Genomic DNA, 17,127 nt, shown 5'->3' on the forward strand with positions numbered 1-17,127 from the left:
CCCCTCTTTTCGTCTCTTTTACACAAAAAAACTCTCATTATTTGAGAGCTTCATTTAAGCAAGAAAAACAGCTCCGTATACGAGTGCTCCGACAATAACGAACGCTGGATGCACACGCAATTTTTCCAATAAAAGAAAGCTGGATGCTACCAAAAATAAAGTTTGCCATATCCCTGAATCACCGTATGAATTCATAAAAAATTCATACGCCATCAAGCCCAGTAAAATGGCGATAACGGGACGAATGTAGTTCGTCATTTTCTTAACATTTGGCGAATCTTTATACTTAAATAATATTCGAAGTAAAATAACTAAAAGTAAAACCGATGGAGCAATCGTTGCAAAAAGAGCAATCACAGAGCCTAAAATCCCTGCCTGCTGATATCCGATAAACCCCGCCATTTTCGTTGCAATCGGACCAGGAAGCGCATTTCCAATTGCCAGCATTTCACTAAACTCTTTGACCGTAAGCCAATGGTAGCGATCTACGACTTCTTTTTGAATAAGCGGAATCGACGCAGGTCCGCCTCCATAGCCTAAAATATTTGAAACAAAAAACGCCATAAATAGCTGAATATAAATCATACCGATTCCCTCTTCTGCTTGTGTTCAGCACTTTCGCCTTTTTTTCTTTTCGTTTTAACGGAATCCAAGCTGCCGCCATAAGAACAATAATAATGACCGCTGGATGGATATGGGCAAATTCCATTAATCCTAAGCTAATAATCAGTAAGATAATAGCTGGCGTCCACCCTAAACCAGACGTTGATTTTTTAAAAAAGTCCCACGTCATAACCGCGAGCATAACTCCCACTACAGGAACAACTGCTTTGGTCATGCCCATAACCCACGGCTGATCTTTAAATTGCGTTAAAGTTGTTAACAGCAATACCATTAAAAAAACGGTTGGAATAACGGCTGCAAATAAAGCTGTCCCGAGACCCAAAATACCGCCGACTCGATAGCCGATGTATCCAGCCAGCTTTGTAGCAATAGGCCCAGGCAGCGTATTAGCGATTGCTAACAAATCGCCAAATTCATCGTCATCCATCCACTTGTACGTATCGACCACTTCTTTTTTTACGAGTGGAATAGCTGAAGGTCCTCCTCCATAGCCGAGCATACCTGAGCGAAAAAACGCTATAAAAATATCCAATTGTCGCATTTCTCGCGCTCCTTTCTCTGTGATCTAATAAGCAACGACGGCTCCGTCTGTCCGCGCTTCTGTGCCGCCGTATAATACACCGGTTTGTTCATCTCTTAAAATAATCTGCCCTCTTCCAAACGTATGCCTGCTTGTGGCCACATGAATATCATGCCCTTTGCGTTCTAATGCTTCTACAATATGCGAAGGCATTTCTTTTTCCACAAGAACCTTTTTATGTTCAATCCACTGCCATCTTGGTGCATCTAAAGCTGCCTGAGGATTGAGGTGGAAATCAATCATGTTCATGATGACTTGCACATGTCCTTGCGGCTGCATAAATTTACCCATGACGCCGAATGGACCTACAGCACGTTTGTTTTTTGTTAAAAATCCAGGAATAATAGTATGGTAGGTTCGTTTTCCAGGCTCTAATCGGTTATGGTGGTTTGGGTCTAACGAAAAATTATGCCCGCGGTTTTGCAGGCATATGCCTGTATTAGGTACGACAAGTCCCGAGCCAAAATCCATGTAATTACTTTGAATGAATGATACCATGTTTCCTTCTCCATCCGCTGTCGCTAAATAGATAGTGCCGCTATGAGACGGCTGTCCGGCTTCGGGAATAAGCGCTTTTTCACCAATCAGCCCTCTGCGTTTGTTTGCATAAGAATCATTTAACAAGTCTTCAACTGCTACGGTCATTTTATCAGCATCTGTAATGAATTTTTGGCCATCTGCAAACGCTAACTTCATGGCTTCAATTTGCTTGTGGTATGTATCGACAGAATCTTTGGCATCGAAAGAAAAGCCTTTTAGCGTATTTAAAGCTAAAAGTGCAATAAGGCCTTGGCCGTTAGGCGGAATTTCCCACACATCATATCCTCGGTAAGAAGTTGAAATTGGCTTCACCCACTCTGCTTTAAAAGCTCCTAAATCTTCTTTTGCTAAAAATCCGCCGTATTTTTTCGAAAAAGCTGATATTTTATCAGCTAAATCCCCTCTGTAAAAAGATTCTCCATTCGTTTCGGCAATTTCAAGCAGCGTAGCAGCATGGTCCGGTGATCGCCACACTTCCCCTACTTTAGGAGCTGATCCATTGTTGGTAAACGTCTCAAACCAGTGCTTATATTCGTCACCTTTTAACGCGTGTGTAAATCGTTCAAACGCTCGTTCCCAATTGTACCCTAAAATCGGGGAGATTGGGAACCCTTCTTGTGCATACGAAATAGCAGGCTGCAGCACTTCTTTTAACGATAGTCGCCCAAAGCGTTTTGATAGTTCCACCCACGCGCTGGGGGCACCAGGGACCGTAACAGGAACAAAACCGCGAGCTGGCATCTCTTTTATCCCCATGGTACGCAGAGCCTCAATAGAGATAGAAGCAGGAGCAGGACCGCTCGCGTTGAGTCCGTATAGCTCTTCATTTATCCACACGAGAGCAAATGCGTCTCCGCCAATTCCATTTGACGTAGGCTCTACAACCGTTAAACAAGCTGCGGAGGCAATAGCAGCATCTACCGCATTGCCTCCTTTTTTCAACATTTCAAGACCCGCCTGAGCGGCAAGAGGCTGACTAGTTGCTACCATTCCGTTTTTTCCAAACGTACACGTACGCTGCGATGCATAGGGGTGTGTAAAAAAGTATTCGCTCATAGAAAATCTCCTCTTTTCTTTATATGATGAATAAAACGAATCTTTACAGACTAGACAACGCTACTTCTTCCTCGTAAACTTCTAATGCTGCTTGTAAAGCAGAACCTGCATTCACGGTTGCGCCGTTTCGAATAAGCACTGCTTCAAGACCAGCCAATGTAAAGAGAACGTTGTCTTTTCGACAGCTGTATCCCATTGTACCGATACGCCATATTTTTCCGTGCATCGGCCCAAAAGAACTTGCAATTTCAATCCCAAATTGTTCAAGAAGCGTAGAACGAACTGCCTCTCCGTCAATACCTGGGGGAATTAAAACACAAGTAACGGTTGGAACTTTTGAATCCTCATCTCCGAATAAAGATAATCCCATTGCTTTAATACCGGCTACAAGTGCTTTTTCATGGAGGCGATGCCTTGCAAATCTTTCCTCTAATCCTTCTTCTAAAATAACACGCAGCCCTTCTCTTAAAGCATAGAGCATGGACGTTGCTTCCGTGTGATGATTTAATCTGCGCTCACTCCAATAGTCTTGAAGTTGACTCAAATCAAAATAGTTGCTGATAATATTCGGACGCAGACGAACAGTTTGAGCATCTGCTTTTGTCGCAATTCCTTTTTCAACTTTTTTACGTTCCATGATAATTTTTTCAATACGATCATTGTACGTAATAGGTGCCATGCCGGACGGAACAGATAAACACTTTTGTGTGCCTGCAATCAATGCGTCAATGTTCCACTCATCTACTTTTACATCCGTACCGCCAATAGTAGCTACTGCGTCGACGATAAATAAAACATCTTGGTTGCGGCATGCAGCACCAATTTCTTTAAGAGGCTGCATTCTTCCTGTAGACGTTTCACCATGAACCATTGCAACAATTTTCGGATTTACTTTTTTTATTTCACGAATAACTGTTTCAGGGTCAAACACTTCTCCCCATTCGCATTCAATATTGTGTACATCAGCTCCGTAGCGCTCGGCAATTTCCGTTAATAAATAGCCGAAGCGGCCGAAAATCGGGACGAACACTTTATCGCCAGGCTCAACTACACTTGCAAGAACTGCTTCAATCCCAGCTCTAGACGTTCCATCAACGGGAAAAGCCCATTTGTTTTTGGTTTGAAATAGTTCACGAAGCATTTCCATCGTTTCGTTCATAATGTGCGTAAATGCGGGGTCAAACTGACCTAAAATAGGTGTTCCTAATGCTCTTAATACGCGTGGATCTGCTTCTACGGGTCCGGGTGTCATAATCGTACGCGGCGGTGTATGAAGCTGTTTTGTTATAGTCATGTCAAATTCCTCCTAGTAGGCAAGTTTATATAATAGTTCTATTAAGACCTTTACTCCTTTTTCTAACTGTTCTCCTTTGGTGAATTCCTTTGGGGAATGGCTGATTCCATCTTGGCTCGGTACGAACAACAAACATGTGGGAACTCTTCGTCCGAATACCTGCGAGTCGTGTCCTGCACCGCTTACTAATTCTCGGGAGGAGATATTCTTTTCCGAGGAAATAATTTTTGAAAGTTCAGATAATTCTTCGCTCATGGCGACAGGTTTTTCATCCATCCAGCAGTCGATATTCACTTCTAAATCCCCTGCTGTTCGCTTTATAACTTCCTTCATTTCTCGTTCTGCCTCTTGTAAAATCTTATACTCATGATGTCTTATATCGACCGTGAATTCTACATATCCTGGTATTACATTCGGTGCATTTGGAGAAAGTGTAATTTTGCCAACCGTTACGTATAAAGCGTTATGATATTTTTCGCTCAATTCAATAAATGCTTTAGCAAGTTTGCAGCTCACATAAAATGCATCTTTTCTGATGTTCATCGGGGTTGTGCCCGCATGGTTACTTTCACCTTTAACAGATACTGTAAATCGTTTCTGCCCGACGATACTAGAAACAATTCCGATATCGCAACGAGACATTTCAAGCTGCTTTCCTTGTTCAATATGTAGTTCAATAAAAGAAGCGATGTCCGTGCGGTATGGCTCGCTGTGGAGGCCTTTTCCGAAATTGAGCTGTTTCATTGCGTCATCCAGCTTAACCCCTTCTTTATTTATAACATGTTTTGCATCACTTTTGCTGTGTAATCCATTCATATTACCTGATCCCCAATACGTAAGAGGAAATCTGCTACCTTCTTCTTCACAAAGTGATACGACCTCTAAGGTTTTTGTAGGGGAGCCGTAATGCGCGTATAGGTACTGCAGAGCAATGATACCTGCCACAACACCAAACGCCCCGTCATACTTTCCTCCGTTTATCACGGTGTCGATATGGGATCCTGTTAAAATAACTTGTTGTTCTGAACCCGTTCCTTGCAACCGTCCAAATAAATTTCCTACATCATCGTAATACGTTTTGAGGTGAAGTTCCTTCATTTTTTCTTCCAATGCCTTTTGAGCTGCATTCCACTCTTTCGTATATAAAAGCCTCGTGACCCCTTTTTTTTCATCTAACCCAAACTGTGACAACCAGCTAACGTTTTCTTCGATTTGCTGACAAAGCTTAGATTTTCCCGTCATATCTGCAACCATTGCTATCCCTCCTGCTATCTTCATTTTAAGAAAATGACTGATTGTTTTCATTAACACTTCCTACAATGATTTAGTGTTTTTTTTGGCTATTATCACTAAATATACAAAGTCTTATATACGTCACTTTTTCTAACATTATACGTTATTTATTTCATCTTACAGGATTGAATACACTTCTTCATTAACAATTTATACATTTTTTTCTGAAAGTTTTATTTATTTTAACTAAACTTTCTTATAAAATAAAAGATAGATAAAGATACGCGCAGGGAAATGTGAGAATTTTTAACAAAAGGAGTAATAAATAATGGAACTACAAACTCTTTTACGCATTCCAATTTATGAAAAAGCATCTGTAGTAGCCGGGCAAAAAGGAGTCACCCGCAAAGTACATAACGTCAATATGATGGACGCACCCGATATTTTATCTTTTTTAAAAGAAGGAGAATTTTTAATTACAACGGGTTATCACTTCAAAGAACATGAAGAAAGCTTAGCAAAACTTGTAGAAGGAATGGCTAAAAAGAAATGTGCAGGATTGGCCATAAAAACGAAGCGCTTTTTCGAACACGTTCCTGCTTCTATTTGTCAGCTAGCTGATGAACTTCACTTTCCGATCATTGATTTCCAAACGGATGAAACGTTAGGCGCAGTTATTAACGAATCTCTCAGCTTTATTTTAGATAAAAAAACAGCCGAGCTTCAGCAAGCGATGGTCACACATCAGCTATTTTCCTCGTACATCTTACAAGGAAAAGGCATTGAGAAAATTATGCAATCTATTCAAACGTTATGCAATGCTCACGTTGCCCTTTTTGATACCCATGGCCATGAACTCTTTTATACAAACAAACGCGAACCCTTTTCACTCCCGATGGAAGAAGCGGTAGCGGGCGCTAAGCAGCTGTTTTTACGAACCGCAAAATATACAACCTTTTCCTTTTTACACACCAAAAAAACCGTTACGCTTTTTCCGATTGCGACGCATACAAGAAAGTACAGTTATTTACTTATTGAACACCAAATTTCTTTATCCGATTCAGCGCTCCTAACGATTGAACAAGCGACAAACGTTTTATCCTTCGAGATGATGAGACAGCAGGCTTTGTATGAAGCTGAACGGCGACGAAAAAACGATTTTTTCAATCAGCTTGTTAACAATTATTATAAAACACTTGAAGATGCTTCCTTTCAAGCACAGATGATGGGCTTATCAGCAGGAAACAGCTATATTTGCGCCGTCGGGAAGATCCACTCTACATTCACGCCTTACAGCGATGATGATATGATCTATGAGCTCCTTCAATATGAGTTATCAGCAGATCATACAGAGGCCGTTTTGTTTTTCTATGACAATCTTTATATTCTTTTGTTTACACCTCATTCTCAACCTATGATTATAGAATGCTTGCATCGCTTGCAGGAAGCTGTTTACTGTCACTACGATAAGCGAATGTCATTTGGAATTGGAAACCAAAGCCAATCCCTACTTACAATCGCTGACTCATATAAAGAAGCTGTTGAAGCTCTTGAAACCATCCATTTTAAAGATCAGTCGAAGCTTATTCAATTTTATCAGCCAAAACAGTTTAAAGAACTGCTGAGGTTGCTTCCAGCAAACGATTTACAAGATTACTATTCTCAAACATTAGAAGGTTTGCTGCAGTACGATAAAAAAGATCGCTCCATCTTACTTGACACGCTTGAAACATATCTAAATTCCAATTGCCAAATCTCAGAGACTGCTAAGCAGTTATTCGTTCACCGGAACACGGTGATCTATCGAATTGAAAAATGCGAAGAGTTATTAAAAAGACCTATTCACACGTCGGAGGAAACCCTTCGGCTGCGTGTAGCTTTTCAAATTTTTTCTCTTGTGCATGCTAATTAAGTATAAATACAATAAAAAACGCTTGAGTGGATACTCAAGCGTTTTTTATTGTATTGCATATTATTTATTTCGCTTTTAATTTAGACTGTACTGATTGTAATTTCCCAGCCATCGTATGATTTTCTTTATCACGGCGATCATCAATTCGTAAATTTGTACATACGCGCTGAATGCCATTTTCAAAAGGTACTTCATGCATCTCTTGAACAATGTTTAGCAGCGTGCTTAATTCCCCTTCAATCAATGTATTCATAGGGGTTAATTGATATGTAATTTCATCTTCATGCTTGGTCAACACTTTTTGAATATCAGCTACGTACTGACTCACGCTTGGCGTTTCCGTACCTACTGGAATAATGGTTACATCTACAATAGCCATGTTATACACTCCTTTTATTTGTTCCCTAGTTATCATACCAAATCGCGCAAAAATTTCCTACTTTTACGTTCATGGTGCATAGAAAAAAGGAATAGTTCTACAACTACTCCTTTTTGTTACACTCTTATAGGTAACGCTTTGCTCCTAAGTAACGTTTTGACCAGTAAGAGTTGCTTAGTGATGTGATTGTCACGCCTGTTGAAGAACCTGCATGCATGAATTGACCGTTTCCGATATAAATTCCAGCATGACTAGCTCCTGGTTGGTACGTTTCAAAGAAAACGATATCGCCAGGCTGAGGTGAACTTACACGCGTACCAGTTTGATAGATGCTAGCAACTGTACGAGGAAGACTTACACCTACTGCATTACGATATACATAGTTAAGGTAACCACTGCAATCAAAGCCTCCAGGCGCAGCTCCACCCCAAACATAAGGTGTTCCCATAAAACGTTTACCGTATGAAATAACTTTTGAAGCTGAGCTTGAGCTTGTGCTGCTTCCTGTTGATGTTGAAGGTTTTGAGCTGCTAGAGCTGCTTGAATTTAATTTATTCAGCGTATCTGGACCCGCTTCTCCGTCTACTAATAAACCATTTGCACGTTGAAATGATTTTACTGCACTTGTTGTAATTGAACCAAAGTAGCCTGTTACACCAGCTGAGAAGTAACCTTTATTTTTTAGTTTTTGCTGAAGGCTGCTTACTGCTGAACCTTTCATACCTTGACGTAAAATAGTTGAGCTGCTAGAGCTAGAACCACCAGTTGAAGCGCTAGAACCGCCATTTTTTAATTTGCTTAACGTAGCGGGACCCGCAATTCCGTCCACAGACAGTCCGTTTGCACGTTGAAATGCCATTACTGCATTTTTTGTAATTGAACCGAAGTATTGAGTCGTAGTTCCTTTAAAATAGCCTTTATTCTTTAGCTGCTGCTGTAAAGATTGTACGTTTGGTCCAGTTGAACCAACGCGCAGCAATGAACTTGAGCTAATTGATGAACTTCCGCTTCCTAGCAGCTTATTAAATGTAGCTGGACCTGCAATACCATCTGCAGATAAACCATTTGCACGCTGAAATGACTTTACTGCGCTAGTCGTGATTGAACCGTAGTAGTTTGTTGTTGTACCGTATGTAAAATAACCTTTGTTTTTTAATTTTTGCTGTAATTCTTTCACATCTGAATTACTTGTTCCTGGGTGTAGCGTAGCATCTCCTAAAGCAGCTTCACTAATTGTAGGTACTACTGTTAAAGATCCACATAACGCTAACGAATATATCAACTTTTTCATAAAAAAAGGTTCCTCCAATGCCATAATCTACTAGTCTATAAGACGTTTACATTGTAACAACACATTATTACAAAATAACATCACTAATATTACATTTATGTTACAGGGAACGACAGTAGCGCAGCTGTATGGTGTATATTGTCGTAGTTTATTGTCGTTTAACACTTAATAAGTTCGGAAAAAAAGCTAATATATTCCAATGTTATTCCTTTTCCTACACTAATAATAGGTAAAAAATCACCCGTAACATTATCTTTATATTTCAAAAAAAACAATTTATTTTTTTAAAAATGTGAAACTTTTTTAAAATTTATTCGTTTAGCAGATTTGTTCCCCTCTTTAGTAAAACAGCTTTCTTCTAAAAATTTATATTATTTCCATATTAATGAATAAAAAGCGAGGACTGAAAAAAATAGTCTTGTTATGTTTGAAACAAGGAGGATTATTTTATGAGTCATAAAGGCATTCATGGTACAAATGTTAGCGGATCAGGTGACTCGGAAGACAAACGCTATGCAGCCGGAGAAAACGAGCAGACCCTTACGACGCGTCAAGGTCACCCCATTCGTGATAACCAAAATTCTCGAACGGTAGGCAACAGAGGACCTGCTACTCTTGAAAATTACCAGCTGATTGAAAAACTTTCGCATTTTGATCGTGAACGTATACCGGAACGTGTTGTTCATGCCCGAGGAACGGGAGCTCACGGGTATTTTGAAACGTACGGAAAGCTTGCTGACGAGCCCGTTGAAAAATACACCCGCGCAAAAGTTTTTTCAGGAGCAGGCAAACAGACGCCCGTTTTTGTCAGATTTTCTACCGTAACTCATGGAAAGGACTCTCCAGAAACAATGCGAGACCCAAGGGGGTTTGCTGTAAAGTTCTACACAGAAGACGGAAACTGGGACTTAGTGGGAAATAACCTTAAAATATTTTTTATCCGCGATGCTATTAAATTCCCTGATTTGATTCATGCTTTTAAGCCCGATCCTGTGACAAACCGTCAAGATACCGAGCGTATTTTTGATTTTATTTCTCACACCCCTGAGGCTATGCATATGATTACTTTTTTATTTTCACCTTGGGGAATACCTGCTAACTATCGGCAAATGCAAGGTTCCGGTGTTAATATATATAAATGGGTAAACAAAGATGGCGATGCGTTTCTTGTGAAATACCCTTGGGAACCAAAACAAAGAATTAAAAATTTGACCCAAAAGCAAGCAGAAGAAATTCAAGCTAAAAATATCAGTCACGCCACTCAAGACTTGTATGAAGCGATTGAGAGCGGTAACTACCCCGAGTGGGAACTTTGTATACAAATCATGGAAGATGGAGAGCATCCTGAACTAGATTTTGATCCGCTTGATGACACGAAAATTTGGCCAGAAGACCAATTTCCATTTCTCCCAGTAGGTAAAATGGTCCGAGATAAAAATCCAAGCAACGTATTTGCTGAAACGGAGCAAGTGACATTTGGTACGGGTGTACTTGTAGACGGGCTAGATTTTTCTGATGATAAAATGCTGCAAGGAAGAACGTTTTCCTATTCCGACACGCAGCGTCACCGGTGGGAACAAACTACTTGCAGCTGCCTATTAACGCGCCGAAAAAGCATGTAGCAACAAATCAACGCGACGGTCAAATGGCCTATCATGTAGATGCTGCTCCAGGTAAGAACCCGCACGTGAATTACGAGCCTTCTTCTCTTGGAGGTCTTCAAGAAGCGCATGACCATCCAAAACCTCATCAGCCTTATGTTGAAGGAAATGTAAAAAAAGAAAAAATTGATCGTACAAATGACTTTAAGCAAGCTGGTGAACGCTATCGTTTACTAGAGGACTGGGAACGTGATGAGCTTATTCAAAATTTAGTAGACGGCTTAAAATGTTGTCACCATACCGTTCAAACAAAGATGATTGAGCTTTTAACTCAATGTGATTTTGACTACGGCAACCGAGTAGCAAATGGCATTGGTCTTCTGATGCATGATGATGGTTCCCTAGAAATTGAAATGGGAGCAGAAGTGACTCCTACATACAGGAAATTGCCAAAAGAAGGCGGTTCACCGTTAGGAAGCAACAAAGCTGCTGATGCGGTAGAAGAAGCTAATGAAAAAGGAAACGATGCTCATCCTTATTAACAAAAAACATCCTGCAGCGACAGCAGGATGTTTTTTGGGTTAAACGCTTATGACCAAGTAACGGCAAACACGTGGTAGTCATTTTTTAACTGTGGCGCATCAATGGGTGTCCCGTGCTGATATCCTTGTTTCACTCTTTTAGAATGTAAGGGTTGAACCCATTCTTTCACTTGCTGTTTTGTACCATTTGCTAAAATATATACACAATCAGAAAATGCCCCGTCATTGTTTGGACTATCAACTTTTAGTACTTCCACTAACACATCTTGGACACACGTTTTTCTCTGAATACACATAAGCGTATGGTAGATGATATCAGCGGACACATCGTTATTTAAACGAAAGCCCACCTTTTTTTGTTCAAAAAAAGACGAGAATGAGACGATTGGTAATGTCTTTTTTTGTTCATACGCTTGAGATAAAATCTTGACAAGAACTTCTCCACTCAAGATGATCCCTCTTTCTAAAAAACGCTTCATCACAACATATGTGAGCATTGATTATGCTCATAGGATAATATATTATCATAGTTTAATTCTGTGGTGTTAGTCTTTTTTTGGGTTTTTACACTGGGAATTATACCCGCCTATTTCTTGCGTTTCCCTGACGTTCTCGCTACTAGCAACAGAATTATTAATAAAATAAATACCCCTGCCCCTACAAACATATCGTACAAGAAATCAAGCATCATACTCCTCCTTTTCCTTCAAAAAAACGCTGTTAAAACCAAGCGTTTTAACAGCGTTTTTTCGTTAGATAAAGCCTAGCATATTAATAAATACAATGATAATTAAAACAGGTGCGATATATCGAATGGCAAGAAGCCATAAAGAGAACCAGCGCTTCACATTCGTTGAACCATGCTTAAATTCTTCAATTAGCACATCCTTTTTCATCTTCCAAGGAACAAAGATGGCAATTAAAAGAGCGCCGAGTGGCATAAGGATATTACTTACAAGAAAATCAAAAGCGTCAAAGATACTTTTTCCAAAGATCGATACGTCACTTAATAAACCGTACGATAGCGCTGAAGGTATCCCTACAACGAAGATTAGCAAGCCCGAAATCCAAGATAGCTTTATACGCTTATGCTGCTCTCCTTTGGCTAATGAAGCGACAATAATTTCTAACATCGAAAATGCAGATGTCAAAGTAGCAAATAAAAACAGCGCCAAAAAGAAAGTTTGAAACACAATTCCGAACGGAAGCTGTTCAAAAATAGAAGGCAATACGATAAATAAAAGACCTGGTCCTTCCGTCGGCTTTACGCCCATTGAAAAGACCGCAGGGAAAATTGCCAGTCCTGCTAGTAAAGAAATCAAAATATTTAACGCTGAAATTGAAATAGCCGATTTTGGCAAGTTCTGCTGCTTAGATAGATACGAACTGTACGTAACCATAACTGAAACGCCTACGCTAAGCGAAAAGAATGCTTGTCCCATTGCAAACAAAATGGTTTGGGATGTAAGCTTTGAAAAATCTGGATATAAAAAGAAAGATACGCCTTCCATCGCCCCGTCTAATGTTAAAGAACGAATAATGATAATAATAAATAAAATAAAGAGAGCAGGCATTAAAATTTTGTTTGCTTTTTCAATACCATTTTGAATGCCTCTTGCGACTACAACAATTGTTAAAAGAAGAAAAACAAATTGAGAGATAACAGCACTTGTTGGATTAGCAATGGTCGAGTTAAATAAACTCCCGTAGTCACTTACTCCATTCAGCTGACCTGTGACGCTTGCAAAAATATATTGTAAAATCCATCCTCCTACTACACTATAGAAAGATAATAAAATGAAGCATGTAATCACACCTAAATACCCGATTCCTTTCCATAGAGAACCGGGAGCAACTGCATCATAAGCACGAATTGCTTCTTTTTGTGTATGCCTACCTAGTACAAATTCAGCAAGCAAAAGCGGCAAGCCAATAATTGCTGTAAACAGGATAAACAGTAAAAAGAAGGCCCCTCCCCCGCTTGTTCCGGCTACATAAGGCAGTTTCCAAATGGCTCCGATTCCAATTGCTGAACCGGCAGATGCCAAGATAAAGCCGAGTTTTGATGTCCATTGTTCGTTTTGACTCATTTTTTCTCACCATTTTTCTTTATTTATTCTGATTTGTCATACTATATCACACAACCCTTCTGTCGAAAAGGGTTTTTGTTGTTTTAACCCCCATCATGTGTTATGAATAGTATGTAGGTTTCATTATTTATTTTCGTAACTAAAAAAAGTTTGACAGTTAGAGGTACAAAAAATGACAAATCAGCAAGTAATACAGCAGCAATTTTTAGATAAGTTCCTTGACTTTATCTTAGTAAAATGTCCAAACTGCGAACTATGTGCGCGAGTTGTAAAACTGGATAAAAAATTGAGCGGGTCAACGCACTCATGCACGTGTCCTCACTGTGGCTATCTAGATGTCACCAACGCTGATAGTCAAGGACCGTTAGAACTTTCTGAAGCAGTAGATCCTTTTTTTCAGCTTCCGCTTTACTTAGAAACGATATGCCCTGAACGTCGACTTTGGGCTTATAACTTAGATCACCTTCAGTATATTGAATCTTATATTGAAGTTAAAACATGCGGGGCTTGTTTCGACGAGCTGTCGGTTGAACACTCATTGCCAGATTGGGTAATTCATAAGCAGAAAGAAGCATTAAGCGAAATTCAACGTTTAAAAGACACCGTCTTTTGCACATTCAAATGAAGATAGAAAAGAAACGTTGCCTCTTCGGCAACGTTTCTTTTTCTTACGAAGAACTTTCTTCGGTAAGTTTTCTTCGATAGTCTCCGGCCTTGTCGAACTCTTTTGCGGTGCCGACGAAAAAGTAGGTTACCGTATGATTTTTGTTACCTTGAGTCGTTCCATGAATCATCTTTCCCTGCTTCAATTGCTTTCGCTCTCCATTTTTATTTACATAGAAATATTTATTTCTTGCCCAGCCGCCGCCGCTTAAAAGCGTTTTGGTTTTCCCGACTCCCTGGTCATTTACTTTAAATACAGTGTAGTCTCCTTCTGTCTTGCTGGGATTTCCGTTATCTTTATCATATTCGACCATAACCCATCCTTTGTACCCTTCTGGTATAAGGAAAATGCTCGGTTGAGACGTTTCATCTGGGCGTCCACATCCAGCTGCGATTACAATCAATAAGCACAAAATGAGCCACCTTTTCACTTTTTCCAACTCCTTTCTTAATAAAAGACGTGCCTCTATACTACTTTTAGTTTTTGTTGTAGGTAGGATTATATTCTTTTTGCATCCCTCAATTTTTTCCAGTTCACCCAATCAAATATGCTATATTTACGTATTGTTTGTCACACACTATTAGCAGGCGTTTACAATTTACATGGGAGGATAACAAGAATGAGCTATGTTTTTTTATTTATTTTGCTCTTTGTCATTCCGCTTTACACACAGCAAAAAATTGTTCGTGCCGACCGTGAAAATACACGTACATTATTACTAAGTGAACACGAGCAATCTGGACATAAAAAAAGCGATTCCCCGTAAAACAGGAATCGCCTTCTTTTAATATGTTAAGCTTCCGGCCACAATAAGGCCGACGGCAACCGACGCTGCAAAAAGAGTTACTCCAACCGCTACATTTCCTTCTTCTACTTTTTTGGCTAGGCTCGTTTTAGGCGTCATAATAAATTCAATAACCCAATATGCCACTACTTGAGTAATGATACCTACTACTCCCCAAAGAGTTGCATCTACCAAATTTAAGCTGTTGCTCCATACAGTAAAAATGACAATAGCAAGCCCAATTCCTTTTCCCCATAACTTCAAAGCGACCGCCACATTGCCTTTTTTTATGAGTTCACGGTCATTAAATTTTGTTGTTAATTCAAATACCATGACTCCGATAAATAATAGCCCTAACCCTACTGCTACGTGAGATAAAAAACTCCCTATACTAGCCCAATCAATCCATTGTGTCATTTTTATTCCCCTTTTCATTTTAATCCAATTGGCAAATAATATGATTCGTTATCTGTAATTTGATTTCCAGCTCGTATTCCTACTGCGCTTGCTTTTCCATTTAATAAAAAGCACCCGTACATGATATGAGCCTCTATTGTTTGTGTTTGAGTCTTCATCGTTGCAGTTGGCAATGGAATAAACAGTTGATACACAGCCGAGTATTCTTGGTATGTCTTATGCTGATCTTCGTCTATTTTGATTCCATCTTCATTATAAATTTCAACGGTATCTCCCTCACGACCAAAAGATGGTTTCTTCACAAATGCTTGTTTTCTTTCAATAAATGGATCTTCTTCTAAATACGTTGGTAAAAAGTACGTTTCAATGATGTGATGCTCTTCTTTAGTGAAGAAAGGATGATGTTGTTCATACAAAGCCCAAATGAGTGCTTGAACGGCTTTGGACTGCAGTAAAAATGCAGAAGGCGGATTGATTATGGCTACTTGTTTTTGCTGTGCCAATGTTAAAAGCATGTGTCCGACTTTTTCATGCGTGCTCGGATCTTCATCTTCAATTAAATGTTCAAGCGGATAAGTTTGGCGATAGAGTACGTCTATTTTTTGTCCATATTGATCATACACGCCCGCTTCTATATGTTCACCTTCTTCAATTGTAGAGGAAGGAACAATTCGAAGCTGCGATAATGGAACGTATGTAGCATCTACATCGGCTAGCTTCATTAAATAAAGAGTCGTTAGCTTATCTTCTTCATGTGTATCATGAGAAGAAAAAACGACGTTTGGATAGTTCGTTCTATCGAGCTGGTTATAAGCTTCAAAAATGGCGTGTTTTAATGCTAAAGCAAGCTTTTTTTCCTCAAGCTTATTAGGGTTTTGTACTTGAAAATGACGACAGACTAACTCATTTACATGAAATAATTCCTTAATGAACGTAGGCGTATCCGCATTTAGTTCTAAAAGCTTAATTTGATCAGTCGTAACAGCAAAATCAAGGCGCGAAATCACACTTTCTGTTTCCATCGTTTTCAGTCGTAGGTACGGGAGGCTGTCTTTTGGAAATCCTAAAGAAAAAAGCGTCTGATCATCTAACGAACGAAGTAAAGGTGCAGTTTTAAAAAATAATTCCCCAATTCGATTTGCAGCTTCTTTAATAGAATCAATGATATGAGTATGCTCTATATGTACGTCATAAAGAGCATACTCTGTTCCGTATAAATCGTGCCAAAAATCTTCAATTTCTTTATAAAACATTTCTCGCTTTTCTTTATGCATTACCCGCCAAAACCGCCTTTAGATCCGCTCCCAATTCCAGATTTATACGAGCCGCATGATTTAAATGATTTATACGCCGATGATGAGGTCAACTGTTTTTTAGAGCCGTAGTAGCGGCCTCCGTGATAATATGAGCCGCTGTGCGAAGAAGAAGAATCTGAACAGTAATACGTTTGGGTATCTTCATCCCATTTCCACTTGTCACACGATTTATCTTTCGGTTTAGCTGGTCTTGCCTGATCAGTTGAACCGCAGGCAACGAGCGATGTCATTAAAGCTGTGGTCAAAACCCCGGCCATCATTTTTTTTGTTTTTGACATTACGCCTTTCCCCCTTCATACGTTACGCCTGTTTTTGTTACATATAAACTGTACACGCTGCGATCTTCATCAATTTCCGCAGAGTCTCTTTCCCATTCCCATCCATTGTAGTATGTATAAACTGTTCCGATATAGCTTAATACGTCTAAATGCGTATAAAATGAAGAGACGAATAAAATCGGGTGTCCTCGAAGAGAATTCAGTTCGCGGACTTCTAACGTAATTTCTCTGTGATCATCTTCTGCTTGCTCTTTCGGTCCATGTTCATGTTCTTTTACATAAATAATATGTATATCATCTTCGACTGCAGATGAAGTTTGTTTATACGTTACTCCTTCTTTAACAAAAAATTCGCATTCTCTTCTTGCTAAAATTTGTTCAAGTTCAATAGATTGATAGTGATAAATAGATACAAATGTATCGTCAGGCTTTAGCAGTCGGTATTCTAACTTTCCCATTGTGCAACTCCTTTTGTGACTTTTTTGTGAACGTTCTTTAATAAATACGCACAGATTTTCAAAAAGTT

At 39.4% G+C, this 17,127-nt stretch carries 17 protein-coding genes and 1 pseudogene; 4 read left to right on the plus strand and 14 right to left on the minus strand.

The window, feature by feature from the left end:
• Positions 1-54: 54 nt before the first annotated feature.
• Genes Q5794_RS15800 through allC form a run of 5 tightly spaced genes read right to left on the minus strand, consistent with a single transcriptional unit; the run spans position 55 to position 5,348 of the window.
• Positions 55-564, minus strand: a complete 510-nt coding sequence (locus tag Q5794_RS15800) for a chromate transporter (RefSeq protein ID WP_374989224.1) — start codon at positions 562-564, stop codon at positions 55-57.
• Positions 452-1,165: a chromate transporter gene (locus Q5794_RS15805; RefSeq protein WP_374988148.1), complete on the minus strand. Its 714-nt coding sequence runs from the start codon at positions 1,163-1,165 to the stop codon at positions 452-454. Before Q5794_RS15805 ends, Q5794_RS15800 begins: the two co-directional genes overlap by 113 nt.
• Before the next feature lie 24 nt (positions 1,166-1,189).
• Entirely contained in the window at positions 1,190-2,800 is a 1,611-nt protein-coding gene (gene ggt, locus Q5794_RS15810; RefSeq protein WP_374988149.1) for a gamma-glutamyltransferase, read from the minus strand.
• A gap of 43 nt (positions 2,801-2,843) precedes the next feature.
• A complete protein-coding gene (locus Q5794_RS15815) occupies positions 2,844-4,094 on the minus strand; it encodes an alanine--glyoxylate aminotransferase family protein (protein ID WP_192994091.1) in 1,251 nt (416 codons plus the stop codon).
• Between the two features lie 12 nt (positions 4,095-4,106).
• Positions 4,107-5,348 (minus strand): allantoate deiminase, encoded by a 1,242-nt coding sequence (gene allC, locus Q5794_RS15820; RefSeq protein ID WP_251034260.1) that lies wholly within the window; start codon positions 5,346-5,348, stop codon positions 4,107-4,109.
• 307 nt (positions 5,349-5,655) lie between these two features.
• Between allC and Q5794_RS15825 the strand changes: the two genes are divergently transcribed.
• On the plus strand, positions 5,656-7,239 hold the full coding sequence (locus Q5794_RS15825) for a PucR family transcriptional regulator (protein ID WP_214988460.1): 1,584 nt from the start codon (positions 5,656-5,658) through the stop codon (positions 7,237-7,239).
• Between the two features lie 64 nt (positions 7,240-7,303).
• On the opposite strand, the gene Q5794_RS15830 is transcribed toward Q5794_RS15825, so the two are convergent.
• Together Q5794_RS15830 and Q5794_RS15835 are read right to left on the minus strand one after the other, a co-directional pair.
• Positions 7,304-7,618, minus strand: a complete 315-nt coding sequence (locus tag Q5794_RS15830; protein WP_192994097.1) for an MTH1187 family thiamine-binding protein — start codon at positions 7,616-7,618, stop codon at positions 7,304-7,306.
• 124 nt (positions 7,619-7,742) lie between these two features.
• Positions 7,743-8,909, minus strand: a complete 1,167-nt coding sequence (locus tag Q5794_RS15835; RefSeq protein WP_214988458.1) for a peptidoglycan-binding protein — start codon at positions 8,907-8,909, stop codon at positions 7,743-7,745.
• Positions 8,910-9,358: 449 nt separating this feature from the next.
• Between Q5794_RS15835 and Q5794_RS15840 the strand changes: the two are divergent.
• Positions 9,359-11,052, plus strand: a pseudogene (locus Q5794_RS15840) (catalase).
• Positions 11,053-11,099: 47 nt separating this feature from the next.
• On the opposite strand, the gene Q5794_RS15845 reads toward Q5794_RS15840, so the two are convergent.
• Entirely contained in the window at positions 11,100-11,501 is a 402-nt protein-coding gene (locus Q5794_RS15845; RefSeq protein ID WP_251034252.1) for a hypothetical protein, read from the minus strand.
• Between the two features lie 303 nt (positions 11,502-11,804).
• On the minus strand, positions 11,805-13,142 hold the full coding sequence (locus Q5794_RS15850; RefSeq protein WP_014459442.1) for a sodium-dependent transporter: 1,338 nt from the start codon (positions 13,140-13,142) through the stop codon (positions 11,805-11,807).
• 172 nt (positions 13,143-13,314) lie between these two features.
• On the opposite strand from Q5794_RS15850, the gene Q5794_RS15855 reads away from it, so the two are divergent.
• The gene (locus Q5794_RS15855; protein WP_214988452.1) at positions 13,315-13,767 is read left to right on the plus strand and encodes a hypothetical protein; all 453 of its coding nucleotides are present in this window, start codon (positions 13,315-13,317) and stop codon (positions 13,765-13,767) included.
• Positions 13,768-13,810: 43 nt separating this feature from the next.
• On the opposite strand, the gene Q5794_RS15860 is transcribed toward Q5794_RS15855, so the two are convergent.
• A complete protein-coding gene (locus Q5794_RS15860) occupies positions 13,811-14,236 on the minus strand; it encodes a DUF6843 domain-containing protein (RefSeq protein ID WP_025751186.1) in 426 nt (141 codons plus the stop codon).
• Positions 14,237-14,425: 189 nt separating this feature from the next.
• Here Q5794_RS15860 and Q5794_RS15865 point away from each other — a divergent pair, with 189 nt between their 5' ends.
• On the plus strand, positions 14,426-14,572 hold the full coding sequence (locus Q5794_RS15865) for a hypothetical protein (RefSeq protein WP_016764718.1): 147 nt from the start codon (positions 14,426-14,428) through the stop codon (positions 14,570-14,572).
• An 18-nt stretch (positions 14,573-14,590) separates the two neighbouring features.
• On the opposite strand, the gene Q5794_RS15870 is transcribed toward Q5794_RS15865, so the two are convergent.
• From Q5794_RS15870 to Q5794_RS15885, 4 genes are read right to left on the minus strand one after another with little or no spacing between them, the layout of a single operon-like run.
• Entirely contained in the window at positions 14,591-15,007 is a 417-nt protein-coding gene (locus tag Q5794_RS15870; RefSeq protein WP_013057713.1) for a DUF350 domain-containing protein, read from the minus strand.
• Positions 15,008-15,021: 14 nt separating this feature from the next.
• A complete protein-coding gene (locus Q5794_RS15875; RefSeq protein ID WP_374988150.1) occupies positions 15,022-16,281 on the minus strand; it encodes a glutathionylspermidine synthase family protein in 1,260 nt (419 codons plus the stop codon).
• A complete protein-coding gene (locus tag Q5794_RS15880) occupies positions 16,281-16,601 on the minus strand; it encodes a hypothetical protein (protein ID WP_374988151.1) in 321 nt (106 codons plus the stop codon). Before Q5794_RS15880 ends, Q5794_RS15875 begins: the two co-directional genes overlap by 1 nt.
• Positions 16,601-17,059 carry a hypothetical protein gene (locus tag Q5794_RS15885; RefSeq protein ID WP_098277625.1) on the minus strand — a complete coding sequence of 153 codons (459 nt, stop codon included), beginning with the start codon at positions 17,057-17,059 and terminating at the stop codon, positions 16,601-16,603. The genes Q5794_RS15880 and Q5794_RS15885 overlap by 1 nt, the downstream gene beginning before the upstream one ends.
• Positions 17,060-17,127: the final 68 nt, after the last annotated feature.

The sequence above is a fragment of the Priestia megaterium genome (assembly GCF_041941685.1).
Classification (GTDB): Bacteria; Bacillota; Bacilli; order Bacillales; family Bacillaceae_H; genus Priestia; species Priestia megaterium_C.

What these genes read in the sequence shown, in the direction of transcription:
- Q5794_RS15835 (WP_214988458.1), bottom strand. Translation starts at nt 8,909, where the DNA reads ATGAAAAAGTTGATATATTCGTTAGCGTTATGTGGATCTTTAACAGTA.
- Q5794_RS15815 (WP_192994091.1), bottom strand. Translation starts at nt 4,094, where the DNA reads ATGACTATAACAAAACAGCTTCATACACCGCCGCGTACGATTATGACA.
- Q5794_RS15855 (WP_214988452.1), top strand. Translation starts at nt 13,315, where the DNA reads ATGACAAATCAGCAAGTAATACAGCAGCAATTTTTAGATAAGTTCCTT.
- allC (WP_251034260.1), bottom strand. Translation starts at nt 5,348, where the DNA reads ATGGTTGCAGATATGACGGGAAAATCTAAGCTTTGTCAGCAAATCGAA.
- Q5794_RS15880 (WP_374988151.1), bottom strand. Translation starts at nt 16,601, where the DNA reads ATGTCAAAAACAAAAAAAATGATGGCCGGGGTTTTGACCACAGCTTTA.
- Q5794_RS15870 (WP_013057713.1), bottom strand. Translation starts at nt 15,007, where the DNA reads ATGACACAATGGATTGATTGGGCTAGTATAGGGAGTTTTTTATCTCAC.
- ggt (WP_374988149.1), bottom strand. Translation starts at nt 2,800, where the DNA reads ATGAGCGAATACTTTTTTACACACCCCTATGCATCGCAGCGTACGTGT.
- Q5794_RS15800 (WP_374989224.1), bottom strand. Translation starts at nt 564, where the DNA reads ATGGCGTTTTTTGTTTCAAATATTTTAGGCTATGGAGGCGGACCTGCG.
- Q5794_RS15830 (WP_192994097.1), bottom strand. Translation starts at nt 7,618, where the DNA reads ATGGCTATTGTAGATGTAACCATTATTCCAGTAGGTACGGAAACGCCA.
- Q5794_RS15850 (WP_014459442.1), bottom strand. Translation starts at nt 13,142, where the DNA reads ATGAGTCAAAACGAACAATGGACATCAAAACTCGGCTTTATCTTGGCA.
- Q5794_RS15805 (WP_374988148.1), bottom strand. Translation starts at nt 1,165, where the DNA reads ATGCGACAATTGGATATTTTTATAGCGTTTTTTCGCTCAGGTATGCTC.
- Q5794_RS15825 (WP_214988460.1), top strand. Translation starts at nt 5,656, where the DNA reads ATGGAACTACAAACTCTTTTACGCATTCCAATTTATGAAAAAGCATCT.
- Q5794_RS15885 (WP_098277625.1), bottom strand. Translation starts at nt 17,059, where the DNA reads ATGGGAAAGTTAGAATACCGACTGCTAAAGCCTGACGATACATTTGTA.
- Q5794_RS15875 (WP_374988150.1), bottom strand. Translation starts at nt 16,281, where the DNA reads ATGCATAAAGAAAAGCGAGAAATGTTTTATAAAGAAATTGAAGATTTT.
- Q5794_RS15865 (WP_016764718.1), top strand. Translation starts at nt 14,426, where the DNA reads ATGAGCTATGTTTTTTTATTTATTTTGCTCTTTGTCATTCCGCTTTAC.